Origin of the sequence: Psychromonas arctica (genome assembly GCF_038155225.1) — a bacterium.
GTDB lineage: Bacteria > Pseudomonadota > Gammaproteobacteria > Enterobacterales > Psychromonadaceae > Psychromonas > Psychromonas arctica_B.
In genome coordinates, this window is the sequence record NZ_JBAKBA010000001.1 from 41,948 (window position 1) to 68,186 (window position 26,239).

The 26,239-nt window shown below is 37.8% G+C and carries 21 protein-coding genes; 13 read left to right on the plus strand and 8 right to left on the minus strand.

The genetic code is table 11. The annotated features are described in order from the left end of the window. Positions 1–29: 29 nt before the first annotated feature. The 6 genes from rpmJ to rplQ all read left to right on the plus strand — a co-directional run bounded on the left by rpmJ (position 30) and on the right by rplQ (position 3,122). Entirely contained in the window at positions 30–143 is a 114-nt protein-coding gene (gene rpmJ, locus V6255_RS00255) for a 50S ribosomal protein L36 (protein WP_011770886.1), read from the plus strand. A gap of 139 nt (positions 144–282) precedes the next feature. After that, positions 283–639 (plus strand): 30S ribosomal protein S13, encoded by a 357-nt coding sequence (gene rpsM / locus V6255_RS00260; RefSeq protein ID WP_025565958.1) that lies wholly within the window; start codon positions 283–285, stop codon positions 637–639. 11 nt (positions 640–650) lie between these two features. Then, positions 651–1,040: a 30S ribosomal protein S11 gene (gene rpsK, locus V6255_RS00265; protein WP_019613697.1), complete on the plus strand. Its 390-nt coding sequence runs from the start codon at positions 651–653 to the stop codon at positions 1,038–1,040. Between the two features lie 33 nt (positions 1,041–1,073). After that, on the plus strand, positions 1,074–1,694 hold the full coding sequence (rpsD, locus tag V6255_RS00270; RefSeq protein WP_025565959.1) for a 30S ribosomal protein S4: 621 nt from the start codon (positions 1,074–1,076) through the stop codon (positions 1,692–1,694). Positions 1,695–1,719: 25 nt separating this feature from the next. Next, positions 1,720–2,706, plus strand: coding sequence for a DNA-directed RNA polymerase subunit alpha (locus V6255_RS00275; protein ID WP_025565960.1), 987 nt, complete (start codon positions 1,720–1,722; stop codon positions 2,704–2,706). Between the two features lie 35 nt (positions 2,707–2,741). Beyond that, positions 2,742–3,122, plus strand: coding sequence for a 50S ribosomal protein L17 (rplQ, locus tag V6255_RS00280; RefSeq protein ID WP_137297931.1), 381 nt, complete (start codon positions 2,742–2,744; stop codon positions 3,120–3,122). 264 nt (positions 3,123–3,386) lie between these two features. Here the strand turns inward: rplQ and oxyR are convergent, their stop codons facing one another. Beyond that, complete coding sequence (gene oxyR / locus V6255_RS00285; RefSeq protein ID WP_341626340.1) at positions 3,387–4,289, minus strand: DNA-binding transcriptional regulator OxyR; 903 nt, start codon at positions 4,287–4,289, stop codon at positions 3,387–3,389. Between the two features lie 390 nt (positions 4,290–4,679). Here oxyR and V6255_RS00290 point away from each other — a divergent pair, with 390 nt between their 5' ends. The 5 genes from V6255_RS00290 to V6255_RS00310 all read left to right on the plus strand — a co-directional run bounded on the left by V6255_RS00290 (position 4,680) and on the right by V6255_RS00310 (position 12,161). Further along, the gene (locus V6255_RS00290) at positions 4,680–7,682 is read left to right on the plus strand and encodes a hypothetical protein (RefSeq protein WP_341626341.1); all 3,003 of its coding nucleotides are present in this window, start codon (positions 4,680–4,682) and stop codon (positions 7,680–7,682) included. Between the two features lie 138 nt (positions 7,683–7,820). Continuing rightward, positions 7,821–8,408, plus strand: coding sequence for a superinfection exclusion B family protein (locus V6255_RS00295; protein ID WP_341626342.1), 588 nt, complete (start codon positions 7,821–7,823; stop codon positions 8,406–8,408). Positions 8,409–8,594: 186 nt separating this feature from the next. Next, positions 8,595–9,281 carry a tRNA (guanosine(18)-2'-O)-methyltransferase TrmH gene (gene trmH, locus V6255_RS00300; RefSeq protein ID WP_160064678.1) on the plus strand — a complete coding sequence of 229 codons (687 nt, stop codon included), beginning with the start codon at positions 8,595–8,597 and terminating at the stop codon, positions 9,279–9,281. Between the two features lie 17 nt (positions 9,282–9,298). Further along, entirely contained in the window at positions 9,299–10,768 is a 1,470-nt protein-coding gene (locus V6255_RS00305) for a DUF2868 domain-containing protein (RefSeq protein WP_341626343.1), read from the plus strand. After that, positions 10,761–12,161 carry a GTPase/DUF3482 domain-containing protein gene (locus V6255_RS00310; protein WP_341626344.1) on the plus strand — a complete coding sequence of 467 codons (1,401 nt, stop codon included), beginning with the start codon at positions 10,761–10,763 and terminating at the stop codon, positions 12,159–12,161. The genes V6255_RS00305 and V6255_RS00310 overlap by 8 nt, the downstream gene beginning before the upstream one ends. 12 nt (positions 12,162–12,173) lie before the next feature. On the opposite strand, the gene V6255_RS00315 is transcribed toward V6255_RS00310, so the two are convergent. Further along, on the minus strand, positions 12,174–13,037 hold the full coding sequence (locus V6255_RS00315) for a phospholipase A (protein ID WP_341626345.1): 864 nt from the start codon (positions 13,035–13,037) through the stop codon (positions 12,174–12,176). A 128-nt stretch (positions 13,038–13,165) separates the two neighbouring features. On the opposite strand from V6255_RS00315, the gene recG reads away from it, so the two are divergent. Further along, positions 13,166–15,238: an ATP-dependent DNA helicase RecG gene (recG, locus tag V6255_RS00320; protein ID WP_341626346.1), complete on the plus strand. Its 2,073-nt coding sequence runs from the start codon at positions 13,166–13,168 to the stop codon at positions 15,236–15,238. Between the two features lie 114 nt (positions 15,239–15,352). Here the strand turns inward: recG and V6255_RS00325 are convergent, their stop codons facing one another. The 6 genes from V6255_RS00325 to glnA all read right to left on the minus strand — a co-directional run bounded on the left by V6255_RS00325 (position 15,353) and on the right by glnA (position 23,545). Then, positions 15,353–16,345 carry a hypothetical protein gene (locus V6255_RS00325; RefSeq protein WP_341626347.1) on the minus strand — a complete coding sequence of 331 codons (993 nt, stop codon included), beginning with the start codon at positions 16,343–16,345 and terminating at the stop codon, positions 15,353–15,355. A gap of 118 nt (positions 16,346–16,463) precedes the next feature. Further along, positions 16,464–17,864, minus strand: a complete 1,401-nt coding sequence (gene glnG / locus V6255_RS00330; RefSeq protein ID WP_341626348.1) for a nitrogen regulation protein NR(I) — start codon at positions 17,862–17,864, stop codon at positions 16,464–16,466. 42 nt (positions 17,865–17,906) lie between these two features. Beyond that, entirely contained in the window at positions 17,907–18,968 is a 1,062-nt protein-coding gene (glnL, locus tag V6255_RS00335) for a nitrogen regulation protein NR(II) (protein ID WP_341626349.1), read from the minus strand. Positions 18,969–18,980: 12 nt separating this feature from the next. Continuing rightward, positions 18,981–19,502 (minus strand): DUF4124 domain-containing protein, encoded by a 522-nt coding sequence (locus V6255_RS00340; protein ID WP_341626350.1) that lies wholly within the window; start codon positions 19,500–19,502, stop codon positions 18,981–18,983. Positions 19,503–19,748: 246 nt separating this feature from the next. Next, positions 19,749–21,920, minus strand: a complete 2,172-nt coding sequence (locus V6255_RS00345) for a glutamine synthetase III (protein WP_341626351.1) — start codon at positions 21,918–21,920, stop codon at positions 19,749–19,751. Positions 21,921–22,126: 206 nt separating this feature from the next. Further along, complete coding sequence (glnA, locus tag V6255_RS00350; RefSeq protein ID WP_341626352.1) at positions 22,127–23,545, minus strand: glutamate--ammonia ligase; 1,419 nt, start codon at positions 23,543–23,545, stop codon at positions 22,127–22,129. Between the two features lie 452 nt (positions 23,546–23,997). Between glnA and typA the strand changes: the two genes are divergently transcribed. Beyond that, positions 23,998–25,821: a translational GTPase TypA gene (typA, locus tag V6255_RS00355; RefSeq protein ID WP_341626353.1), complete on the plus strand. Its 1,824-nt coding sequence runs from the start codon at positions 23,998–24,000 to the stop codon at positions 25,819–25,821. The last annotated feature ends 418 nt before the right edge of the window (positions 25,822–26,239 follow it).

Sequence of the window (26,239 nt, forward strand, 5' to 3'; positions counted from 1 at the left end):
TCTGATAGTTATAATCACGGAGTGTTGCAATGAAAGTTCGTGCATCCGTTAAAAAAATCTGTCGTAACTGCAAAGTTATCAAACGCCACGGTGTGGTGCGAGTTATCTGCGTAGAGCCAAAGCATAAACAACGCCAAGGCTAATCCACAGAGATTTTGGATATATCAACAGCTTAGGTGATTAATTTCACCTAAGCTGTGTTTTGTTTGCTAATTTATCATTTGTCGAGTATCCTACCGGGCTTTTCACAAATGAATCGTTAACCTTAAAGGAGTGTGCATAGTGGCCCGTATCGCTGGCATTAACGTTCCTGATCATAAGCATGCAGTTATCGCATTAACTGCTATTTTTGGTATCGGCAAGACTCGTTCACAAATTATTTGTGCTGAGTCAGGTATTGCTGAAAATACTAAGCTTAAAGATCTGGATGAAACACAAATCGAAGCTCTTCGCACAGAAGTAGCTAAATTCGCCGTTGAAGGTGATTTACGTCGTGAAGTATCTATGAGCATCAAGCGTCTAATGGACCTTGGTTGTTACCGTGGACTTCGTCATCGTCGCAGCTTGCCTGTACGTGGACAGCGTTCTAAAACGAATGCTCGTACCCGTAAAGGTCCGCGCAAAGCAATTAAGAAATAGGGTAAGAGATCATGGCTAAAACACCAACTCGTGCTCGCAAGCGCGTTAAAAAGCAAGTGGCTGATGGTATGGCTCACATCCATGCTTCTTTCAACAACACAATCGTCACTATTACAGACCGCCAAGGTAATGCTCTTTCTTGGGCTACTGCAGGTGGTTCTGGTTTCCGTGGTTCTCGTAAATCTACTCCGTTCGCTGCACAGGTTGCTGCTGAACGTGCTGCTGAAGCAGCAAAAGAGTATGGCCTTAAAAACGTAGAAGTTTTTGTAAATGGACCAGGACCTGGTCGTGAATCTTCGATTCGCGCACTAAACGCGGCGGGTTTCCGTGTAACTAACATTACTGACGTTACACCGATCCCACATAATGGTTGTCGTCCACCAAAGAAACGTCGCGTTTAATCGCAACTTTCTAAGGTAATTGGAGAAAGAACAATGGCAAGATATTTAGGTCCTAAGCTTAAGCTTAGCCGTCGTGAAGGTACTGATTTATTCTTAAAATCAGGTGTCCGTCCGATCGAATCTAAGTGTAAAATTGATAACGCACCAGGTGTACATGGTGCGCGTAAACCTCGTCTATCAGACTACGGTTTACAATTACGTGAAAAGCAAAAAGTACGTCGTATGTACGGTGTATTAGAAAAGCAATTCCGTAACTACTACAAAGAAGCTGCTCGTTTACAGGGCAACACTGGTGAAAACTTACTTCTTTTATTAGAAGGTCGTTTAGACAATGTTGTATACCGTATGGGTTTTGGCGCTACACGTGCTGAATCACGTCAACTAGTTAGCCATAAAGCTATCCTAGTGAACGGTAAAGTTGTAAATATCCCTTCATTCAACGTTAAACCTAGCGATGTTATCGCAATCCGTGAAAAAGCTAAAAAGCAAACACGTATTGGCGCTGCATTAGAAATCGCTGGTCAACGTGAAGCCCTTGCTTGGGTTGAAGTTGATACAACGAAGATGGAAGGCGAATTTAAGCGTCAACCTGAACGTTCAGATTTATCTGCTGAGATTAACGAACAGTTAATCATCGAGCTTTACTCTAAGTAAAGTTAACTGCTAAGAGAGGACACAAATGCAGGGTTCTGTAATTGATTTTCTAAAACCAAGATTAGTTGATATCGAGCAAATTTCAACAACTAGAGCAAAAGTGGTTCTTGAGCCACTAGAACGTGGTTTTGGCCACACTTTAGGTAATGCTCTTCGTCGTATTTTGTTATCGTCTATGCCTGGCACAGCCGTAACTGAAGTCGAAATTGATGGTGTACAACATGAGTACAGCACCAAAGAAGGCGTGCAAGAAGATATCCTAGAGATTCTTCTTAACCTTAAAGGTCTAGCTGTAAAACTTGAAGGTAAAAACGAAGTTTTAGTTAGTTTAACTAAATCTGGCGCTGGTCCTGTTACTGCAGGCGACATCATTCATGATGGTGATGTAGAGATAGTCAACCCAGAACACGTGATCTGTAATTTAACGGGCAATGCTGAAATCAGCATGCGTATTAAAATTGAATCAGGTCGTGGTTATGTTCCAGCTTCATCTCGTATTCATAGCGAAGAAGATGAGCGTCCAATTGGTCGTCTATTAGTAGACGCGACTTTCAGTCCTGTTGAGCGTATTGCTTACAGTGTTGAATCTGCTCGTGTTGAACAACGTACCGATTTAGACAAGCTTGTTATCGATATGGAAACAGATGGTACTTTAGAGCCTGAAGAAGCAATTCGTCGCGCAGCTACAATTTTAGCTGAGCAGTTAGACGCATTTGTTGATTTACGCACTACTTATGAAGTACCTGTAGTTGATGCGAAACCTGAGTTTGATCCAATTCTTTTACGCCCAGTAGATGATTTAGAACTAACTGTTCGTTCTGCTAATTGTTTGAAAGCAGAGTCGATTCATTATATCGGTGATTTAGTACAACGTACTGAAGTTGAACTTCTAAAAACGCCTAATTTAGGTAAGAAGTCTCTAACTGAAATCAAAGATGTGCTTGCATCACGTGGATTGTCTCTAGGCATGCGCTTAGAAAACTGGCCACCAGCAAGTTTAATCGAAGATTAGTCTAAAACCGACTTACGAATAATAAGGATTAGGTTATGCGCCATCGTCAAAGTGGACGTCAACTTAACCGAAACAGCAGCCACCGTCAGGCTATGTTTCGTAATATGGCAATCTCTATTGCTACGCACGAAGTTATTAAAACTACCGTGCCTAAAGCAAAAGAATTGCGTCGTGTAATTGAGCCATTAATTACACTAGCTAAAGTGGATAGCGTTGCTAACCGTCGTTTAGCGTTTGCTCGTCTTCGTGATGATGCAACAGTAGCAAAATTGTTTAATGAACTAGGTCCTCGCTACGCGACTCGTCCTGGTGGATACACTAGTATCATTAAATGTGGTTTCCGTACTGGCGATAAAGCTCCTATGGCTTACATCCAGTTCGTTGACCGTCCAGTTGTAGCGGACGAAGAAGCGTAAGTTTCTTTATAGTTGCAATAAAAAAGCCGAACTTATGTTCGGCTTTTTTGTATCTGCGATTTCTATGAAAGAACAGTTTATATGGCTGGGTTTAATACTAAAAGTACGAAATAGACCTTCCTTAGATATTGAAATTACCTTTAACTACCTTGTTTTTTGAACAAAAATAACTCGCTTTTGTACTTAATAACCTGACAATGGCAATTTAATTAATCAATCTGTATTCGCTTAATGGTATATCTTTTATTATTCAGGTTAGGTTTATTAATATTCATCTAGACGAGTTTGTACTGCTTTATTAATTAACGTCGCTAACTGATCAAAACAGACTTGTCGTGCGCTGTTATTACGGCTTAGTAAGGTAATATTACGTGATGGTGCCGGTGCGTTAAATGGAATGTATTTTACGCCTGATTGATAACGATTTAACGGGATGGCTAATTGTGGTAACAGTGTTAAGCCATTTTCAGCACTGATCATATGTCTTAGCGTTTCTAAACTCGTTGCTTTAAAGCTATTATCTTCAATTGCACCTGCTGCAAAACAGAACCCCATCGCTTGATCTCTTAAACAATGGCCATCTGCTAGCATTAGAACATGCTCACCACTCAGCTCTTGCAAATTTATTTGACGTTGTTCTGCCCATGCGTGTTTATCTGATAACGCCAATTCTAGCGGTTCTTCATATAAATCTAGTTTTTTAAACTGTTCCATGCCCGGTAGTAACGCTAATATTAGGCAGTCTAATTCACCTTCCTCTAATTGTTTGATGAGGACTTGTGTCTGATTCTCGTGTAAGTAAAGTTGTAAATCTGGAAATGCTTCTTTCATTGCAGGAACAATTAATGGTAATAAATAAGGTGCAACTGTTGGAATTAAACCAATATGCAAAGTACCGCTCATAGGTTCATTATGACTTTTTGCTATTTCTTTTAATGATTTTGCTTCTAATAAAATAGTTTTCGCTTTTGCAACAATATCAATACCTGCAGGAGTAAAAATGACTTTACGAGATGAACGTTCCATTAACTGAACATTTAACTCTTCTTCTAATTTTTTTATCTGCCCACTCAACGTTGGTTGACTAACAAAACATTTATCGGCTGCTTTACGAAAATGTTTTAATTCTTCAAGTGCAATTAAATATTCTAAATCTCTAAAATTCATTATGGTGACCTTACATGAAATACATCTGAGCAAATAATACCATACTAATATCGACTATTATTTGATAACAAAAATAGGGCAATACAAACAGTATCTATTATTCTCAATAGTAAAAGAAAAATGATATTTTATTTTATAATCGAATATTCAATAAAATCATTAAAACATCTTATTTTGAATTAAATAAGGTATAAATTACAGGTAATTCTAGTTAGTATTAATTTATTTTGTGTTAATGTTTAATTCATATAAATCGTTTAAGTTCATTTATTTTATTAGAAATGATTAACACCTTTTAATTGTTTAAATATTGTTCGCTTATACCCTTTAACTATTGCTAAATTCAGGTTGAATTTACGCTAAAATATTATTTTCGAAAAGGAATTCCCAATGAAATGGTACCAAATTTTGTGCGTAGCGCTACTTTCATCTGTGCTTTTTGCGTGTGGCGGAGGTAGTGGTGGAGGGTTGAGTTTTAATGAAGGTAGTACCGACTCTGCAGATTCAACTGACGGTACAGATGATAGTACAGACTCTACTGAGTCACCTGACGATACGGATGATAGTACTGACTCAGTCGATGTAGAAGGTGTTACATTAAGTATTTCATTATTAACATGTCCAACTGACTTGGGTGCTCAATCTAGCGATATATCTTTATGTACCGAAACAACTGAAATATCTGAATCAGAACCTGGTTATATTACTGTCTCATTTTCTTTAGACGGTGAAACTGTTTCGAATGGCAGAGAAGCTATTTATGTCGAAACAACTAAAGGTACATTTGAAATTGATAGCACTTTAACAGATGAAAATACTGGTATTGCATATTTTAAATTGAATGCTGGTGATGATCTAGGTGTAGGTATTATAACTTTTACTTCAGATGCCTATGATGGGAGTTTAAGTTCGACTCTGACATTTTTAGCTGTGTCTGAACCTGTCAATACTGATGAGCTTCAATTGAGTGCTTCTTTATTTACTTGTCCTAGTGGATGGAATAGCAATTCTGATGATATTTCCTTATGTGAAACAGCTACTGAAATAGCTGAATCTGATACTGGTATCATATCCGTAACTCTTTATTTAGAAGATGAAGCCATTGTAGGTAGCCGACAAGCTATCTATGCAGAGACAAACAAAGGTACCTTTGAAGTTGATAGTACATTAACTGATGAAATAACTGGTACAGCGTATTTTGAACTTAACGCAGATACGGTGTTAGGCGTTGGTATTGCCACTATTACAACCGATGCCTTTGGTGGTGATGCGTCTACCGAAGTTATTTTTGAAGTGATAGAGTCAGACGTGCTTGTAGTCGAAGATGAAGAAGTTAAACTTAGCGCATTATTATACAGTTGCCCAAGCAACTGGTCTAAAAATGATGGAACAGATTCTTGTGCTACAGTCTCTAATTTCTCCGCAGTTGAAGAAGGAGTCGTATCAGTAATATTAACTCAGGGTGGAGAAACTGTTACTGATAACCAACAAATAATTACCGCATCGAGCACTCTAGGTGAATTCTCTACATCGACAGCATTAACCAACACTGATGGTATTGCATACTTTACTATTTCTGCTAGTGATGCTGTAGGCGCTGGTCGAATTACTGTAACTACAGATGCCTTTGATGTAGATACTAGTACGACATTAAACTTTGAAATTGTAGAGGCTAATTTTACAATGACGATAGCAAATCTATTGAACGATGAGCTATTAGCACAAAGTGCAACAACATTAATAACAGTTAACTTGACGCTTGATGGTGAAGCCTATACCACACCAGTTGATGTCAGCTTTTCATCAATATGTGCGATAGCTGGTACCTCAAGTTTAGACGACACAGTGACTACTACTAATGGTACGGCACAAGCAACTTATCAAGCTGCAGGCTGTGTTGGCGAAGATACTATTACGGCTTCTATCGATATTAATGATTTATCAATGAGTACGACTATCAATATTGCAAGTTCTGATGCGGATAGTATCCGTTTTATAAGTGCGACACCTACTGATATAGCTATCGCTGGAACTGGTGGCTCTGGTCGCCAAGAAACATCGACAGTGTTATTTAAAGTTGTTGATATAAATGGAGTTGCAAGCTCATTACAAGATGTAACTTTTGCGTTTGAGAGTGCACCAGTAGGGACTACATTAAGTAGTGAAACAGGCACAACAGATGATAATGGGGAAGTTTCAGTCGTCGTTAAATCGGGAAAAATCGCTGGTACTGTTCGTGTTAAGGTTGAAATAGAAAACGAAGACTTTGTTGTTTCAAGTATTTCAGATCAATTAAGCATTTCGACAGGTTTACCTGATCAAGATAGTTTTTCATTTTCTCTTGAAGATCATTCCCCAGAGTCTCTTAATATCGATGGGGTAACAGTATCTGCTAGTGTTTTACTTGCTGATCGATTCAATAATGCAGTACCTGATGGTACAACAATCTTTTTTGATACAGAAGGTGGTGCTATTCGAGATGCTGAAACTGGTACTATAGGGTCATGCATCACATCAGGTAGTGGTTGTTCGATAAACTGGGTATCACAAAATCCTCGACCAGAAGGTAATACATTGACCAGCTTTAATAGTCTAAATCAATGTGGTTATTACGAATTTGCTCCAAGTTCAAATAATAATACAGGCCCTTGTATTACTGATGATGATGGTGATGGGATTGTTGGTATGGGAAGCCCTTGGGGTGGGCGTGTCACTATGACTGCTTATACAGAAGGTGAAGAAAACTTTATTGATAATGATGGCGACGGTTGGTTTAATCTTGCGAATGGTGATGCTTTTGTTGCAACAACAGATCTAGGAGAAGTGTTCTTCGATTATAATGAAGATAGTCAACATACTGTAAATGAAGAAGAGTATCGAGATATCGATGGAAGTGGTAATTACACTGATGGAAATGGTATCTATAACGGACTTTTATGTTCTGATGAAAGTAAGGAGCTAGGTAATTGTTCAACAGATCTAGTAAATGTTCATGATCAACAAATTTTAATCATGGCTTCTAGCGACCAATATATTCGAGTACAACACGATAGCGCGGATATTGGGGAAGTTGATTTAGCCCCTAATGATGAAGGCACTGGTGAAGATGTTATTCTTGAATCTTATAAAGTGAAAGCTTACTTTGCAGATATCTATAATAATAGACCTCCAACAGGAACTACAATTTCTGTATCAACAGAAAATGGTGAATTATCTGGACAAACTTCATGGGTATTGGGTAGTAGCTCTGCAATTGGACCTTATAGTATTGAGTTTACGCTTGTTCAAGAAGAGTCACCAAACGACAAAACTTTTGGTACCTTGTCTATTGAACTAGCAACCCCAGAAGGCGGAACTTTAACTTTCGAAATGGACGTTCGTGACGCGGGTTAATATCTGCTAGATTTAGATCTCTACATAATTAAGGAGCTTCGGCTCCTTTTTTATTGTCTATTAATGCGCCTCTTATTTTTTTTGGCACACTTCCTGCTTTCTTGTCTTTGTACAACAAATTATTGGCAGGAGCTAACAATGAAAACATTCTTATACCGATTTATAGACCAACAAAGTATTACTATCACTATTATGTGGATGTGTTTTAGTTGCGCAGTCTTATTAGTGATCCCAAGTTCATTATTCTCGGTCAGTAACTCAGATGTCCTTCCTGATACCTATGCTCCTTATCTTTGGGTGCTTACGCTTTTAACAGGTTCTTATTTATTAACACGTTTGCTTTCTTATTCATTTGCAAGGTTGAGTGAATACTACGCGAGCCAACGTTTGTTGATTCGCCGTAATAAAATGATCCGTCAATTAGACTTTGAAGAAAAGGCCTTATTACGTGAATTCATTATTCAACGTAAAACAGTACTTTCTTTACCGTTGAACGAACCAGCTGTTAGTAACTTATTAGCATCGGGTGTATTGGCCCCGGCATTTGAAACACAGGAAATCAAAGGTAGTAGCCGTATTATTAAGCTATCTATCGCTATCGATGCTCGTGAGCAGCTTACACATAGAGTGATTGGTTTACCTGTCGGAAAATTGACAGAGACAGAAGCTGAAGTATTAAAAACTGCTAGACCTAAATACGCACGTAACAACTACATCGCTTTATAATAAGTGATTAACTAATAATTAATAAAAATTAACACATGATCTTAACTACTAAATGAATGCTTAAGGTCATGTATTTTAAACCTCTTTTAGAATATAAGAAATCGCTCCATTTTTTTGACACTGCTTTAGCCTCCGTCAATTATTATATATAATGACCTCTTTTATAACTTCCCTGTGTGAGAGAGTATGACTCCTGAACGTTTTACCCGAATTACTTCCATGTTAAATCGTCGCCAACCCGATCTCACTATTTTCATGGAGCATGTGCATTTGCAACATAATTTAGCGGCCATTGTTCGCACAGCAGATGCTATGGGGATTAATAACGTACATGCCACTTGGGATGAGGATACAACACGTATTTCTCGTAACGTTGCTTCAGGGAGCCAAAAGTGGGTTAATTTGCATTCTCATGAGACAACTCAAGAGGCGATAGCTGTGTTACGAGAACAAGGCATGCAAATTATTGCCACAAATCTTTCTGCGACAGCGATTGATTTCCGAGAAGTTGATTATACAAAGCCGACTGCGATTATCATGGGACAAGAGAAATTTGGTATTAGTGATGAAGCATTAGCTCTAGCGGATCAAGATGTCATTATTCCTATGGTTGGCATGTGCCAGTCTTTGAATGTTTCAGTGGCTTCAGCGCTTATTATGTATGAAGCACAGCGTCAACGTGAACTCGCAGGCATGTATGATCAAGTTTGTCGTTTACCTGAAGAAGAGCAGCATCGTATTTTATTCGAAGGCGGTCACCCTATTTATCGTCAATTATGTCGTGAAAAAAGTTTACCTTATCCGCCACTGGATGACGAAGGACAAATCGCTGCATCTGATGATTGGTGGAATGCTATTCGTGGTCGTAAATAATTGAAGGAGAGCGTTTAATGAGCCTATACCAAGACCGTTTATTGACGGAAGGCATACGAATCATTGAAAAAAATGCTCCATCGGATAGCTTTAATGCGGATTATAGTGCGTTAACTTTTCAGGATGCATTATTCAAACGTACTCAACTGGCGGAATTGCGCTATCAAACTGCACCTGTTTTTAATCACCTTAAAAAATTAGTAAAGCTATTTTGTAGTGTCATGTGCTTATTCTTCTTTATGATCGGTGCAACGAGTGTCTCGACCTTTTTAGTCAGTGAAACAGGTGCTCAAATTAACTTCTTTTGGGCTATCGTCTTATTTATTGCGCCTAATATAGTATCTTTGGTTATTTGGCTTTTTTTATATTTTAAGAAAAATGCGATTAATAACACTTGGGTAACTAATTTAAGTTTATTATTAATTACACTGCTTGATAAATTGCATCATAAAATAAGTAATAAGCATCCTCATTATATTGCGTTATTTGAGTATTACTTTGAACATCGATTTGGCCATTACTTAGGGCGCGCACAATTATCTTTAATTAGTCACTTGTGGTGGAGCTGTTATTTATTAGGCGCTACATTATCTTTGTTATTGGTTCTGGCAACACACCAAGTTGATTTTATATGGCAGACAACGATTTTAAGTGAAGATGTTTTTGTACAACTGACTCAAATATTAACGACAGTCCCACACCTTTTAGGAATTAATGTACCTAGTGCAAGTGATGTAAGTAATGCCACTATTGGTTTAACTAACCCATTACCGTTAGCACAAGATAGCCGAGTTAGCTGGTCTAATTTACTTATATTTAGCTTAACGATTTACGCTTTATTGCCACGTCTTATTCTTATGCTGTTTTTTCAGCGTGCGGTTAAAAGCCAACAAAAACAATTTAGCCTTAATCTATCATTACCTTATTACGTTCAATTAAAAAGTCTTTTACATCCGATTGTGAATACGAGCTTTATTAGTGATCCAGACAGGGTTCATAATAATCAAAGTACGAGAGGGACAAATCAAACTATAAACCGTAAAGGTTATGAAGCGATCTTACTTGTGCCTAAAAATGCTTATCCTCTAGCAATCGAGTTAAATCATTCACGTTTTCAACAAGCGAATATACATGCAGCAGAATATGCTGTTACGCGTTTAATTAATGTTGTCGATAGTGACAGTCAACAAATGGCTTTATTACAAATACAATCAGGTAGCGTATCGAATATTGTATTGTATGCCGATTTAAAACGCTTACCTGACCGTGGTTGGTTAAGTTTAGTTAAAAAGTGTCATTACCAGTCCAATGTGCAAATTTATTTAGTTTTATTAAGTGAGAAACCAATAGAAAAAAATGGGCCGTTATCATCTCGTTTGCAAGACTGGCTTGAAATGGCAGCGCAAGCGAATATTACAGAACAGCATATTACTTATATCTTCGATGATCTTGCCACTATAAAAACTAATGAGGTGGAAAATGGATAAACAATTATTATCTGTCGCTGTTGTTGGCCATGCTAATACGGGTAAGACATCTTTAATTCGTACTTTATTACGTGATGCTAGTTTCGGTCAAATTGCAGATAAAGCCGGCACTACACGCCATGTTGAAGGGGCTGAAATCCGTGTTGATAACAATCAAAGCCTGGTTATCTATGATACGCCTGGTTTAGAAGACTCGATTAACTTATTAAGTGTGCTCGATGCTGAGCCCTCTATTGAATATCAAGATGGCATCGATCGTTTATTAGCCTTTATTAAACGTGAGAATGACTTTCCGGAGTTAAACCAAGAGTTAAAAGTATTAAAAGCTTTATTAAGTAATGACATTCTATTTTATGTCATTGATGTGAGAGAGCCTATTTTAGGTAAATACCGCGATGAATTAAAAATTCTCAGTTATGCGGCTAAACCTATCATTCCCGTGCTTAATTTTATCGAAGCGGGTCAGGAAAATATCCGTGCTTGGCAAACGCAGTTAGCGCGTTTAAATCTTCATGCTTTTGTTAGCTTTGATAGTGTTGTATTTAGGTTTTCAGACGAATTAAAGATCTATCAAAAAATGCAGACGTTATTAGCGCATAGAGAGCAACAACTTGACGCGTTAATTACACAGCGTAAACAACAATGGCAAGAACGAGAAAGCGCTGCACAACAATTAATTGCTACTTTGTTAGTTGAAGCTGCCGCATGTCGCTTTAAAGCTGACAATAATGAAAAGAGCATCGGCCTTGCTAGTGAACAATTACAATCAGCCATTCGAGAACTTGAAAAGCAAACGCTAAATCAACTATTAGCTCTATACCAATTTAAACAACATGATATCGACCAATATGATTTACCTATTCAACAAGGCCAATGGGAGTTAGATCTTTTTTCATCGGATAACTTACAAGAGTTTGGTGTTAAAGCGACCAGTAATTTTGTGAAAGGCGCAGGGATAGGTGTTGCTGTTGATTTAGTGGCTGCAGGTATGACATTAGGTGCGGCAGCAGTCGCCGGTGGAGTGATGGGGGTGTTGTGGGGTGTAAAACAACGTTATTACGATGAAATTCACGCTAAAGTGAAAGGGCATCGTTATTTATGTGCCGATGATTTAACGCTACAAGTATTATGGATGCGCCAACTTAGCTTATTAATTGCGTTGCAACAGCGTGGTCATGCGAGTGTGGCTAAAATGTCATTAGCTGATGTAAAAATAGATAAAATCGAGTTACCTAAACAATGGAGTAAGTGGCTTAAAAATGCACGCCAACATCCTCAGTGGTTAATTTCAAACAAGAGTGAACAGCCTCTTTTGCGAGAAAAAAAGCAGCTATTAATTGATCAAGTTGTTAATAGCTTAATCGTTATTAGCCATGAAAAAAGTGAAAAATAATTGATGCTGGCTTTATAAAAAGTCAGCAATCGAGATGCCTAAACCTACTGCATTGGTGTATTCATTATATTCGACCAAACTGTTGCCATAACCTGAAAATACCTGTACGTAACCTTTTACTTGCCCGTATAGCGGGAAGCTCCAAGATGCTTCTATTGAACCTTGACTAAAATTACTTTCGATATTGTTACGACTTGTCATAGAAAAAACATGTTCATTATATTTATAAGCAGTAATAATTTGTCCATGACCGTAATAGTCTAATAGATCAGGATTATCATCATCTGAATCTTCAAATCGGTACCAAGGGTTCACTGCGATAACTAAGTTGTCATTATCAAATATCAAGCTGCCGTTAAGACGGTTCCAGCTTCGTGATGTTGGTTCAGTTTTACCATTAGATTGATGTGTAAAACCAAAGGTTCCCGCTTTAAACCTCCAACCTAAGCCTAACTCTTGGCTTACATCCCATACTAAAAAAGCTTCGGGCTCATAATTTGTTTCACGAAAGGGCGAGGAATACTCAGTGTTATAAGCTTGCCAATAAGAAAGTTGGGTATAAGCAACATAACCGGAGATAGGTAAACTACCAATTTGGTGAAATAGCGGTACTTTAAAGCTAATTTGAAACTTCACTTCTAGACGTTGTGAGGTACTGTCGTTTTCTTGAAGTTTTTCATTAAAATAAAACGGCAATAAATAGTTTGGTTTATGCGGTATAATTGAGAAGTTATAGCGTGCACTCCTAACTTCATCTTCTATACGTTCATCAATTGCGCTGGTGTCTTCAGATGTATTTATTACAGGTTCATCGTTTATTGTTTCAGAAAATACTGTGGAGCTAAAAACAATTAATATAAAAAAAATAAAGCGCATGCTTTTCACCTTAAAAACATTATTAGTGGATAGTAGTTTACGCATAAACTATGGTTGATACAGATTAAGTCTAAATTATTGTCAGTATACGCACAGAAGATTAAACAGATAAGTCATTAAGGTAAAAAATGAAGCTAAATAAAATACCTTTATCAGCACTTAAAGGTGTTGGTGCTAAAGTTGCCGAAAGGCTCAGCAAAATAGGCTTAAATTCAGTCGAAGATATGCTGTTTCATTTACCGTTGCATTATCAAGATCGTACTCGACTATATCCAATTAAAGATATTAAAGATGGTATGCAAGTAAGCGTGCAAGGTGAAGTGGTTAGTTGCCAAGTACAATTTGGAAAACGTCGTATTTTAAAGTGTAAGATCAGTGACGGTGAAGGTATTGCCACATTAAACTTTTTTCATTTTAATGCAGGACAAAAAAATGCATTTAAAGAAGGACAGTGGATACAATGCTTTGGTGAATTTAAACGAGGCTATCAAGGTTTAGAGGTTACTCATCCTGAATATTCATTAGTGGGTGAAAACGCGGCTACATCAGTTGAAGAAGCACTAACGCCTATTTACCCAAGTACTGAGGGGTTGAAACAAAACAGCTTAAGACAGTTAACCGACCAGGCATTACAACATTTGCAACAAAACCAAGTTCAAGAGCTTATTCCCACTGCTTTATTGTCTCATCCCATTAGTTTGTATGATGCGTTAATGACGGTTCATCGTCCGCCTCCTTCTGCCAGTATTGAACAATTAGAAGATCGCTCACACCCAGCACAGCAGCGTTTAATTATTGAAGAGTTATTAGCGCAACAAATTAGTATGTTGGCATTACGTCAGCAAGCACAACAGCATCATTCGCCTGTGCTTAAGCAAACTGACCAATTATCAAAACAGTTATTAAAAAACTTACCTTTTTCGCCAACGGGAGCCCAACAAAGGGTTAATGTAGAAATTCAACAAGATTTAATGAAAGATATCCCGATGATGCGATTAGTACAGGGAGATGTAGGTTCAGGTAAAACATTAGTGGCTGCTTTAGCCGCATTAACCGCAATTGAAGCTGGGTATCAAGTCGCATTAATGGCACCCACTGAATTGTTAGCAGAACAACATTTATTAAACTTTCAGAATTGGTTTGAACCTTTGGGTGTTCGAGTCGGCATGTTATCTGGAAAAATGAAGGTAAAAGAAAAGCGTGATCAATCTGAGAATATTACGTTAGGTTTATCAAAGATGGTCGTCGGTACGCATGCACTCTTTTCAGATAATGTTAAATTTCATAATCTAGCGTTAATCATTGTTGATGAGCAACATCGTTTTGGCGTACATCAGCGTTTATCGTTACGTGAAAAAGGCATTAGTAATGGTTTGGTTCCACACCAACTAACTATGACGGCGACACCGATCCCTCGAACATTGGCGATGACTGCTTATGCTGATTTAAGCGTGTCGGTTATTGATGAGTTACCACCGGGCAGAACACCGATTAAAACCGTTGCGTTAGCTGATACAAGACGCGATGAAATTATTCAACGCGTCTATAAAGCCTGTAAAGAGGAAGGACGCCAAGCTTATTGGGTTTGTACGTTGATTGAAGAGTCTGAAGTCTTAGAGTGCCAAGCTGCTGAAGATACTGCCAATGATTTACAACTCGCATTAACGGATTTAAGAATTGGTTTAGTGCATGGACGAATGAAAGCCGCTGAAAAACAATATGTAATGGATGCGTTTAAAGCGGGTGAATTAGATTTGTTAGTGGCGACAACGGTGATTGAAGTGGGCGTAGATGTGCCCAATTCAAGCTTAATGATCATCGAGAACCCAGAGCGTTTAGGGTTAGCACAGCTACATCAATTACGCGGACGAGTAGGGCGTGGAAAAGTGGCAAGTCATTGTGTTTTATTATACAAATATCCATTGTCAAAAACGGCGTTAAAACGGTTAAATGTATTACGTGAAAGTAATGATGGTTTTTATATTGCAGAACAAGATTTGGCGATTCGTGGGCCTGGTGAAGTATTAGGGACTAAGCAAACTGGAATAGCAGATATGAAAATTGCAGACTTATTAAGAGACCAAGCATTGATACCGCAAGTACAACAACTGGCACATACCTTGATACAAACACACCCAGAATACATCAGTCCTTTAGTGGAACGGTGGTTGGGGGACAAACCTGTGTATGCACAGGTCTGATAGGGATTAACTCAGAAAAAGGGGAGATATTACTTTTTTATCGTTCAGTGTATAAAAAATGATTGTTATACAAAAGCCAGTAATGTGACTGGCTTAGTGAATGGTTCATCTTATTTACAACCCTATTCCCGCTAAGGTAAATTCGGGTGGGCTGTCAAATAACACCTCCTGACGACTAGGTATTTCGCCTTTAATTAACCAAGTTGGAATATAATCAGATTCAAACTCTGGTACTTCTCCTGTTGTTTGGTAGTGAAGGGCTAATACGCCTAATAACCGCCTCAATAACATGGCTGACCCACGATAAAGCCCCATTGAATCTTTACCTACTGGCTCTCCAGGTTCTCGTGGTAATAAATCTGCATAATATTCATAGGATGCTTTAATGGCTTCTGTGGTTGCATCACTTAGGCTACTGCGCTGTAGTTTCCACATACTGGCCATTACACTGACAACTGAATACTCTAAAAAATGAAAACTAACTTCTGCTTCTATACTGGTGAGTTGCTCAATTTTACCGTGCTCTGCATATCGCATGACAGCTCTTAATGCGTCTGTTTGTTGTTGTTTGTCATGTGTATTTGAATAAAATAGCTTATAAAAATGAAAAAAGGCTTTATGAACCTCAAAGTTGCGATGGACTCCTGCCGCTTCATCTAAAAAATCGATGGGATAGGCCTGTAATTCATCTACAATAAACGACTCTTTACATAAGGTGGCCGCTATTGCCGCATCAAGCCATGTATGATCAGAGCTGTAGTGGTGTTTTCCTACGGGAGTTGGCGTTAATATAACAAGCTCACTAGCTAATTCCACCGGCGTTAATCTATTAGGGCTTAAATGCATCCGAAAATGCATACGGCCAAAATCAGTCGCCTGATAAAGCAGCCACATACAGTGTTTTTTGGGCCAATCTAACATCACTGCATCAGTAAATAAATCCCAATAATCGCTTAACATCAGTGGCGCGACACGTTGAATACGTTCCTCCGTAAATGCCTTTTTTGATCTTTTATTTGCACTATCAATGCTACTTAACAAGCGTTCACTATGCTGTTTTTTTTTATTTAACCAGTGGCGTTTATTATGATGTTGTGTGATATCCATGTTTTCTTAGCCTTATTGTGTGTTGATAGATTAAGCTAAAATACACATAGAGGGTTTAATTAAAGTCCTATCAACCTATTTTAGAATGGGATAGTTTTATTCTTTTTAGTTTTGTTATTTAATCAGATAAATTAAGTTCTTTTAGCTTACGAGTCAGGGTGTTTCTTCCCCAACCGAGTAGTTTAGCAGCTTCATGCTTTTTACCTTGAGTATGCTTTAAGGCACTTTGTAGCATTATTTTTTCAAACTCAGGTAATAACTGACCTAGAATATTGCTCTCGCCATTCTTGAGTTGTGCATCAGCCCATTTTTTTAAACTTTCTTGCCATATTACTGGCTCACCTTCTTGCTGTGGTGTTTCTTGTTCGCCTAATTCAGGTGGTAAGTCGCTGATATGAACTTCTTGACCACTAGACATGACGGTTAACCAACGGCAAATATTTTCTAATTGTCGAACGTTACCTGGCCATGGTAAATCACTAAGGTAATTGATCGTTGCTTTAGTCAGTACCTTACTTTCAACGGTTAACTCATTAGCAATGCTGTGTAAAAAGTGATTTGCTAGTAATGGTATATCTTCACGACGCTCTTTTAATGCAGGTAACTGTAAGCGAATGACATTTAAACGATGGAATAAATCCTCACGGAAATCACCACTGAGTACTTTCTTTTCTAAATTTTGATGAGTCGCTGCAATAATGCGTACATCAACTTTGATCGCTTGATGACCACCTACTCGATAGAATTGACCGTCTGCTAATACACGTAATAAACGCGTTTGTACGTCTAATGGCATATCACCGATTTCATCTAAAAAAAGTGTTCCGCCATCAGCTTGTTCAAATCGACCTTGTCGATTTGCGGCAGCACCTGTAAAAGCACCTTTTTCATGACCAAATAATTCTGCTTCTATCAATTCTTTAGGAATTGCAGCCATGTTTAGCGCGATAAATGTTTCGTTTTTACGTGGGCTATGTTTATGCAGTGCTTGAGCAACTAATTCTTTACCTGTACCTGATTGACCGTTAATTAATACGCTCATACTTGAGCGTGATAGACGACCAATGACTCTGAATACTTCTTGCATAGCGGGCGCTTCACCAATAATTTCTGGCGTTGCGATAGGTTGTTGAATTGGTTTTTTTTGTTGTTTTAATTCTTTACTATGGCTGATGGCACGTTTAATTAAATCTGTTGCTTCGTGAATATCAAAGGGTTTTGGTAAATATTCAAATGCACCACTTTGATAAGCATTAACTGCGCTATCTAAATCGGAGTGCGCTGTCATTATGATGATAGGAATTAATGGATAACGTTGATGGATTTTTTGCATTAACTCTAAACCATCAATACCAGGCATGCGCACATCTGAAATGATAATTTCAGGTTGCTCAATTAATAACTGTTGCCATAAGCATTCTGCATCAGGAAAACTTGCATATTCGATATTCTCTGCTTTTAACGTGCGTTCTAATACCCAACGAATGGCGTGGTCATCATCTACAATCCAAGCGGCCATTATAATTCCTTATTTTTTTTATTATTATGCATACATTAAAAATTAAATTGGTAAATAAACCGAAAACTCTGTGTGGCCTTTACAACTGTTGAACTCAATACGTCCATGATGTTGTTTAATCAATTCTTGTGCGATTGATAGCCCTAAACCAGTACCATCTTTTCGCCCCGTTACCATTGGATAAAATAATGTATTTCTAATATGCATTGGTATGCCTGGTCCGGTATCTATAATTTTAATTTCGGTTGCCAAGCGTTGCGGTAGTCCATTAATTGTTATTTGATTTGCAGTACGAGTACGTATTGTGATTGAGTGCTGTTCTGGCTGACTTTGTAATGCTTGTACTGCATTTTGAACAATATTTAAAAATGCTTGCTGTAATTGATCTGATTCCATTTCAAAATCTGGAATACTTGGATCATAATCAATATGAATTTTTACATTATCAGGTAAATCTAAGTTGACTAATTTACGGACGCTTTCTAATACTGAATGAATATTATGAATGCGTTTTTCACCTAGTTTTTGAGGCCCTAACAAACGATTTACTAATGCGCTTAATCTGTCGGCTTGCTCAATGATGATTTGTGTAAATTCTTTTAATTCTGGATCAGGTAATTCTGCTTCTAATAACTGAGCGGCACCACGTAATCCACCTAATGGGTTTTTAATTTCATGGGCTAATCCGCGTACTAATTCTTGTGCCGCTTTTTGTTGGTGCTCTTGATAATGAACTTGACTGATGCGTTTTTGTTGTTCGATACAACGCATTTCAATAATGATATATTGTGTCGATTTGTTATCTATATAACTGGCACTTAAATCAATTAATAATGGGTGACCGTCAATAAATAAAGTAACTTCATTTTCTGTAAAAGATGATTCTTCCAGTAGTAAGTTTTTAATCGACTCAGGTGAGAAGTGAAATTGTTCTGCAAGGGCGTGCAAGTTTTGACCATATAAACGTTGTTTACTTTGTGACAACAACTGCTCACTTGCAGGGTTCGCGTAGATTAGATTTAATGATGCATCTAACGCTACAAATGCAGTTTTAGCTTCTTCAAGAAAAGTAAAAATAAGATCGATACTAGGTTCTTTTGACATATTTTCTATAATCTACTTAATAACTGATATACGTTGTAAATGTATCGTAACAACTTGTGTTGTCGCTAATATGTTGTTTGCTTCGTCTAACAACTTGACTTGTATTTGGTGCGTACCACGGTCAACATTTAATGCACGAATCGTCGGTGATATCTGTGGTAAGCCTAATGATTGTCCATCTAAAAAAAGCTGTAAACGCTGGTTACTTTTCTTTTCTGGTGTTGTTTTTACATGGACTTCTAATGTGCCGTTATTGCTTCTTATTGCAATATCGTCTTTAGGTGTTGTTATTTCTGCTAAGTATTTAATAATCTCTTCTTTATTTCTATCCGTGTTATTTGCTCTATCAGGTTGTTGTTGAGGTGTTGATACTAAATTTTTATTCTTAACTATTATTTCAGCTGTACCTGGAGGTGCTGTGTCTGCAAAGTGACTTTTACCCTTTTCATCAACCCAATGATAAATTTTCGTTTCAGCAGAAGTTAAAGTCGCATAAAAACAAAGCAATATAGATAAAAAAAGTGAACACTTCATAATCAAAAACCTTAATATTAAAAAGCTCATTGTCGAACATATGAAAGGTTTAGACAATTAAAAACATACTGTAAACATGGTGGTTATATAAATATTAAACTTTTATCACTATATCAGGAGAGCAAAGGTTAATATTTTCTTTGTTAAAGAATATGAGTAAAACTATTACGGTTTTATATCGTTATAAATAATAAGGAGCAAGCAGTTACTCACTCCTTATTTAAGGTTATTTATTAATATTAATAACTATTTAATAAATAACATTTCAGAGTATTTAGGTAGAGGCCATAATTCATCTGCTACTAATAACTCAAGTGCATCAGCATGTTCACGAGCTTCACCCATTAATGGACAAATAATATCGGCGCTATGGCGCATATGAGCTTCTGTATCTGCAAAGTCATGTTTAGCAGTTTCAGTTTCAAGTTTCGCAACTGAAGCTAATAGACCATTAATATGTTCAGCGATTTGTTTTGCAATTGTTGAATCTAATTCAATACCTAGATCTAGCGTTGAAGCAGAAGCAAGCGTTAGCTCAGATACATAAGTGATCGCAGCTGGGTAGATTTTAGTTTTAGCAATGTCTATTACTAGTTTAGCTTCAACTTCAATCGCTAAGTTGTATTGTTCAGCATACACTTCGTAACGGCTTTCTAGTTCAACCGCAGTTAAAACACCTGTTTTTGTGAATAACTCAATAACTTCTTTAGATTTGAAAGCGGGTAATGCATCAGCAGTCGTAGGGATGTTTTGTAAACCACGTTCTTCAACAGCCGCTTTATGCCATTCTGAAGAATAACCGTCACCGCCAAATACAGCGTTACCGTGTAGTTCCATTAACTCTTTTAATACTGTGATAACAGCAGCTGTTTGATCTTGTGTTTTTAATGCAGCTTCTAACTTTTCAGCAATCCAGTTTAATGAATCAGCAAGCATTGTATTCATTGCAACTAATGGGCCTGATACAGATTGCTCAGAACCTACAGCACGGAATTCAAAACGGTTACCAGTGAATGCAAATGGAGACGTACGGTTACGGTCACCTGGATCGCGGTCAAAGTTAAGGATTTGAGAAAGACCAAGATCCATCTCCCCGCCTTGAGTACAAGTTGTTAGCTTACCTGTTTTGATCTCATCAAATACTTTCTCTAACTGGTCACCTAGGTAAACAGAAAGAATAGCCGGTGGAGCTTCATTGGCACCTAAACGATGGTCATTACCAGCAGAAGCAATAACCGCACGTAATAATGGACCATATTTATGTACACCACGAATAACGGCACCACAGAATAATAGGAACTGTAGGTTTTTATGAGGTGTTTTACCTGGGTCAAGTAAGTTACCTTGTGTGCTGTTACCAACAGACCAGTTAACGTGTTTACCTGAACCATTTACACCTGCGAATGGTTTTTCATGTAGTAGGCATAGGAAGCCGTGCTCTTTAGCCGTTTGCTTCATCATTGTCATTAGCAATTGTTGTTGATCTGCGCCTACGTTAGCTGCGCCGTAGTAAGGTGCAATTTCAAATTGTCCTGGTGCTACTTCGTTATGGTGTGTTTTAGCTGGGATACCTAACTTGTATAGTTTGTCTTCAAAATCTTGCATGAATACTTGTACACGTGCTGGTATTGCACCAAAGTAGTGATCATCAAACTGTTGACCTTTAGCTGGCGCTGCACCGAATAAAGTACGACCTGCTAGTAGTAAGTCTGGACGTGCATTTGCGAAGTTTTCATCAATTAAGAAATATTCTTGCTCAGGACCACAACTTGAATCTAATGCAGCAACTTCCTTTTCGCCCATTAATTTCAATACTTTTTGTGCCGCTTCATTCATTGCTGAATTTGAGCGAAGTAGTGGGATTTTTTTATCAAGCGCTTCACCAGTCCAAGACATGAAAACACTTGGAATCATTAATGTTGCACCATTTGCTGTTTGTTGAATATAAGCAGGGCTTGTTGGATCCCATGCTGTATAACCACGTGCAGCGTTAGTCATACGTAGGCTACCATTAGGGAAAGAAGAACCGTCTGGTTCACCTTTAATTAATAGACTACCAGTAAATTCATTGATCGCATTACCGTCAGAGTTTGTCAGAATAAAGGCATCGTGCTTTTCTGCGGTAATATTTGTCATTGGATAGAATACGTGAGAGAAAAACTTAGCGCCTTTTGCTAAAGCCCAATCTTTCATTGCAGCTGCAATGATATCAGCTGTTGCATTATCTAATGCTTCACCAGTCTTAACCGTTTTTTTAATTGCTTTAAATGCATTTTTTGATACCGCTTCTTCCATTTTAGCTAGATTGAATACATCAGTAGCCCAAATTTGATTTAGTGGTTCAGTTTGAGCGACCTCTTTTGGTGCACGGTTAGTAATTTGTTCAATTGCTTGAAGACGGACTTGATTTCCACTCATGTATTGCTCCTTGCTGCAGTAGTAGTACTGCTTGTTTAATAGTTTGGTTATTTTTATAGGATAATTATAAAAACATATGCTTGTAATAAGCAAAAAATAGGCCACTTTTATTTTTTGGTGTAAAGCAGTGAAAATGAAGGGGATAGAACGAAAAAAGGACCGCGTATGCGATCCTTTAGGAGTATTGGCTGTATTAAGTTTTTATATTATACGCTGTAGTATAAATCGAACTCTTTTGGATGCGTTGCTTGTGATACAGCTTGGCATTCCGCAGTTTTTAGCTCAATGAACGCATCAATAGCTTCATTTGAGAATACACCACCTTCAATAAGGAAGTCACGATCAGCGTCTAGTGCAGCAAGTGCTTCTTCAAAAGAAACAGCAACTTGTGGGATTGCATCAGCTTCTTCTTTAGGTAGGTCGTATAAATCTTTATCTAAAGAGTCACCAGGGTGGATCTTGTTTTTGATACCGTCAAGACCAGCCATCAACATTGCAGAGAAACCTAAGTAAGGGTTCATTGTTGGATCTGGGAAACGTACTTCAATACGTGCTGCGCGTGCAGTAGGTACAATTGGAATACGGATAGATGCAGAACGGTTACCAGCAGAGTATGCAAGCATTACTGGTGCTTCAAAACCTGGGATAAGACGCTTGTACGAGTTAGTTGACGCATTAGTGAATGCATTAAGCGCTTTAGCGTGCTTGATGATACCACCGATGTAATAAAGTGCCATTTCAGATAGGCCACCGTATTGGTCGCCTGAGAACAAGTTAACACCATCTTTACCTAAAGATTGGTGACAATGGTTACCAGAACCGTTATCGCCAACTAGTGGTTTAGGCATAAAGGTAGCAGTTTGACCGTATGCATGAGCAACGTTATGAACTACATACTTGTAAATTTGAATTTCATCTGCTTTCTCAACCATAGTATTGAAACGACAAGCGATTTCATTTTGGCCAGCAGTAGCAACTTCGTGGTGATGCGCTTCAACAACTAAGCCCATTTCTTCCATGATTAAACACATAGCAGAACGGATGTTTTGAGCTGAATCAACAGGTGCTACTGGGAAGTAACCGCCTTTGATACCTGGACGGTGACCCGTGTTACCTTCTTCATAAGAAGTACCTGAGTTCCAAGCCGCTTCTTTGGCATCTACTGAGTAGAATGCACCTGCAATGCTATTACCGTATTTAACGTCGTCAAATAGGAAAAATTCTGGTTCTGGACCAAATAAAACAGTATCAGCGATACCTGTTGAACGCATGTATGCTTCAGCACGTTTAGCAACTGAACGAGGGTCACGGTCGTAACCTAACATTGTTTTTGGTTCTAATACGTCACAACGTAAGTTTAACGTCGCATCGTCTGTAAATGGGTCCAGTACTGCTGTCGAAGGAACTGGCATAAGTACCATGTCAGAATCTTGAATGCCTTTCCAGCCAGCGATTGAAGAACCATCGAACATCTTACCTTCTTCAAAAAAGTCTTCAGTTACTTGGTGGTGTGGAACCGATACGTGTTGTTCTTTACCATGTGTATCAGTAAAGCGTAAATCAACGAATTTTACGTCTTGATCTTGAATAAGAGCGAGAACATCTTGAATTGTTTGTACAGACATGTTGTAGAACCTCATTTGACATCGAAAATTGTAGAGATGATAAAATAGAACTCATCAATGAAACTTACCATCAATCTAGATTTATTACACATTAAATTAGCTAATAATATGCCAAGTTAACAAAACCTATTATACCGAGGTTTTTGTTTTACGATATGGTGCAACATTTTATTTTTCGCACCAGCATGGTGCTTTGGTGCTCTTTTTTGGTGCCTCTGAAGGAAGGTGTCTGACTTAGCTCTATTTTTTCTTAGTTTTAAGCATTTAAGCTAACTGTGACAGACTTAAAACTTTCTATTTTTGAAATTATGTTTACAATGTGCGCACATTTGGCTATATCACTTTAAGTGCTTCCATAGTCTAAACCTTTTTGTACCAATTAAATAAAAATAGGACGTTTCTGTTTTTATTTAATTGGTATTTTTAATTAGTAGTTATTTTTGAGGCGCATCATGTCGTTAGATAAATTAAGAAATATAGCCATCATTGCTCACGTTGACCATGGTAAAACAACATTGGTTGATAAACTGTTAGAGCAGTCTGGTACTTTGGATTCACGTGGTGATAATGAAGAACGTGTAATGGATTCTAACGATCTTGAAAAAGAGCGTGGCATTACTATCCTTGCAAAAAATACAGCGATTGTATGGAATGATTACCATATCAATATCGTAGATACGCCTGGACATGCCGATTTCGGTGGTGAAGTAGAGCGTATTCTATCTATGGTAGACAGTGTTTGTCTTATCGTTGATGCAGTTGATGGTCCAATGCCACAAACTCGCTTTGTAACTCAAAAAGCATTTGCACACGGTCTCAAGCCAATTGTTGTTATCAATAAAATTGATAAGCCTGGTGCTCGTCCTGAATGGGTAATGGATCAAGTATTTGATTTATTTGACAACCTGGGCGCGACTGATGAGCAATTAGACTTCCAAGTTGTTTATGCTTCTGCATTAAACGGTTGGGCAAGTACTGATACGGACACTAAAAAAGATAACATGGAAGATTTATTCCAAACTATCGTTGATACTGTTGCTCCACCTGAAGCAGATCGCGATGGCGACTTCCAAATGCAAATCTCTCAACTTGATTACAACTCTTACGTAGGTGTTATTGGTGTTGGTCGTATTACACGTGGTCACGTTAAAGTAAATCAAGCGGTTACTATTATTGGTGCTGATGGTAAAGAACGTAAAGGTAAAGTAGGTCAAGTATTAGGTTACTTAGGTCTAGAACGTCATGATATTGAATACGGTCAAGCTGGTGACATTATTGCAATCAGTGGTTTAGGCGAACTTAAGATCTCTGACACTATCTGTGCACAAAACAATGTTGAAGCGATGACGCCATTAACTGTTGATGAACCAACGGTAACAATGACTTTCCAAGTAAACAACTCTCCATTCTGTGGTAAAGAAGGTAAATTCGTTACATCACGTAACATCCTTGACCGTTTGAATAAAGAGCTTGTGCACAACGTTGCGTTAAAAGTAGAAGAAACTGCCGATCCTGATAAATTCAAAGTATCTGGTCGTGGTGAGCTACATTTAGGTATCTTAATTGAAAACATGCGTCGTGAAGGTTTTGAGCTAGCAGTATCTCGTCCAGAAGTTATTGAAAAAATGATCGATGGTCAGTTACATGAGCCAATGGAAACATTGACAGTTGACTGTGAAGAAGAGCATCAAGGTTCTATCATGGAACAATTAGGTATCCGTAAAGCGGAACTAACTAACATGATCCCTGATGGTAAAGGTCGTGTACGTTTAGACTTTATGATTCCAAGTCGTGGTTTAATCGGTTTCCAAACTGAGTTCATGACAATCACATCTGGTTCTGGTCTTTTATACCATAGCTTTGATCATTACGGTCTACATAAAGGTGGTACAATTGGTCAACGTCAAAATGGTGTAATGGTTTGTAATCAAACTGGTAAAGCGGTTACATACTCACTATTCTTCTTACAAGATCGTGGTCGTTTATTCCTAGGTCATGCTACAGAAGTTTACGAAGGTCAAATCATCGGTATTCATAACCGTTCAAACGATTTAACAGTTAACTGTATTCGTGGTAAACAGCTTACTAACGTTCGTTCTTCTGGTACAGATGAAGCTCAAACACTTTCACCAGCAATCATTCTAACACTTGAACAAGCGCTTGAATTTATTGATGTTGATGAATTAGTAGAAGTAACGCCGTTAAGTATTCGTATCCGTAAGAAATTACTGGGTGAGAATGAACGTAAGCGTGCAGCTCGTCCATCTAAAGGTTAATTCGTTTTTTTAAACGATAAATAATCTATTATTAAGGTCTTACTTCGGTAAGGCCTTTTTTTTGTTTACGATTTACAGGTATAGTAATACCAATCACAATAAAGAGCTTATCTATTCTACTTGTTAAAAAAGCCCACTTCCTCGTTGTAAATTTCGTAAAGGGAACAGCCATTTACGTTAACTTACACCTCGAATTGAACTGTTTTTCCAGCGTGAAATTTAGATAACATATTTAATGTAATCGGTATAATACCAATAACACTTATCAACTGATCTATTTGATTGGTTAAAATAACTTATTTCATTATTGTAAGTTTCGTAAAGGAGACAACCATTTCCCTTAACTTACGGCTTAAACGAAGTCATTTTTCCGCGTGAAATTTAGATCGTTTAGCTAATGTAATTGGTATGAACATTC

What these genes read in the sequence shown, in the direction of transcription:
- glnA (WP_341626352.1), bottom strand. Translation starts at nt 23,545, where the DNA reads ATGTCTGTACAAACAATTCAAGATGTTCTCGCTCTTATTCAAGATCAA.
- V6255_RS00340 (WP_341626350.1), bottom strand. Translation starts at nt 19,502, where the DNA reads ATGAAGTGTTCACTTTTTTTATCTATATTGCTTTGTTTTTATGCGACT.
- V6255_RS00290 (WP_341626341.1), top strand. Translation starts at nt 4,680, where the DNA reads ATGAAATGGTACCAAATTTTGTGCGTAGCGCTACTTTCATCTGTGCTT.
- trmH (WP_160064678.1), top strand. Translation starts at nt 8,595, where the DNA reads ATGACTCCTGAACGTTTTACCCGAATTACTTCCATGTTAAATCGTCGC.
- V6255_RS00305 (WP_341626343.1), top strand. Translation starts at nt 9,299, where the DNA reads ATGAGCCTATACCAAGACCGTTTATTGACGGAAGGCATACGAATCATT.
- typA (WP_341626353.1), top strand. Translation starts at nt 23,998, where the DNA reads ATGTCGTTAGATAAATTAAGAAATATAGCCATCATTGCTCACGTTGAC.
- V6255_RS00315 (WP_341626345.1), bottom strand. Translation starts at nt 13,037, where the DNA reads ATGCGCTTTATTTTTTTTATATTAATTGTTTTTAGCTCCACAGTATTT.
- V6255_RS00325 (WP_341626347.1), bottom strand. Translation starts at nt 16,345, where the DNA reads ATGGATATCACACAACATCATAATAAACGCCACTGGTTAAATAAAAAA.
- V6255_RS00295 (WP_341626342.1), top strand. Translation starts at nt 7,821, where the DNA reads ATGAAAACATTCTTATACCGATTTATAGACCAACAAAGTATTACTATC.
- glnL (WP_341626349.1), bottom strand. Translation starts at nt 18,968, where the DNA reads ATGTCAAAAGAACCTAGTATCGATCTTATTTTTACTTTTCTTGAAGAA.
- rplQ (WP_137297931.1), top strand. Translation starts at nt 2,742, where the DNA reads ATGCGCCATCGTCAAAGTGGACGTCAACTTAACCGAAACAGCAGCCAC.
- glnG (WP_341626348.1), bottom strand. Translation starts at nt 17,864, where the DNA reads ATGGCCGCTTGGATTGTAGATGATGACCACGCCATTCGTTGGGTATTA.
- rpsK (WP_019613697.1), top strand. Translation starts at nt 651, where the DNA reads ATGGCTAAAACACCAACTCGTGCTCGCAAGCGCGTTAAAAAGCAAGTG.
- V6255_RS00275 (WP_025565960.1), top strand. Translation starts at nt 1,720, where the DNA reads ATGCAGGGTTCTGTAATTGATTTTCTAAAACCAAGATTAGTTGATATC.
- rpmJ (WP_011770886.1), top strand. Translation starts at nt 30, where the DNA reads ATGAAAGTTCGTGCATCCGTTAAAAAAATCTGTCGTAACTGCAAAGTT.
- V6255_RS00310 (WP_341626344.1), top strand. Translation starts at nt 10,761, where the DNA reads ATGGATAAACAATTATTATCTGTCGCTGTTGTTGGCCATGCTAATACG.
- oxyR (WP_341626340.1), bottom strand. Translation starts at nt 4,289, where the DNA reads ATGAATTTTAGAGATTTAGAATATTTAATTGCACTTGAAGAATTAAAA.
- recG (WP_341626346.1), top strand. Translation starts at nt 13,166, where the DNA reads ATGAAGCTAAATAAAATACCTTTATCAGCACTTAAAGGTGTTGGTGCT.
- V6255_RS00345 (WP_341626351.1), bottom strand. Translation starts at nt 21,920, where the DNA reads ATGAGTGGAAATCAAGTCCGTCTTCAAGCAATTGAACAAATTACTAAC.
- rpsD (WP_025565959.1), top strand. Translation starts at nt 1,074, where the DNA reads ATGGCAAGATATTTAGGTCCTAAGCTTAAGCTTAGCCGTCGTGAAGGT.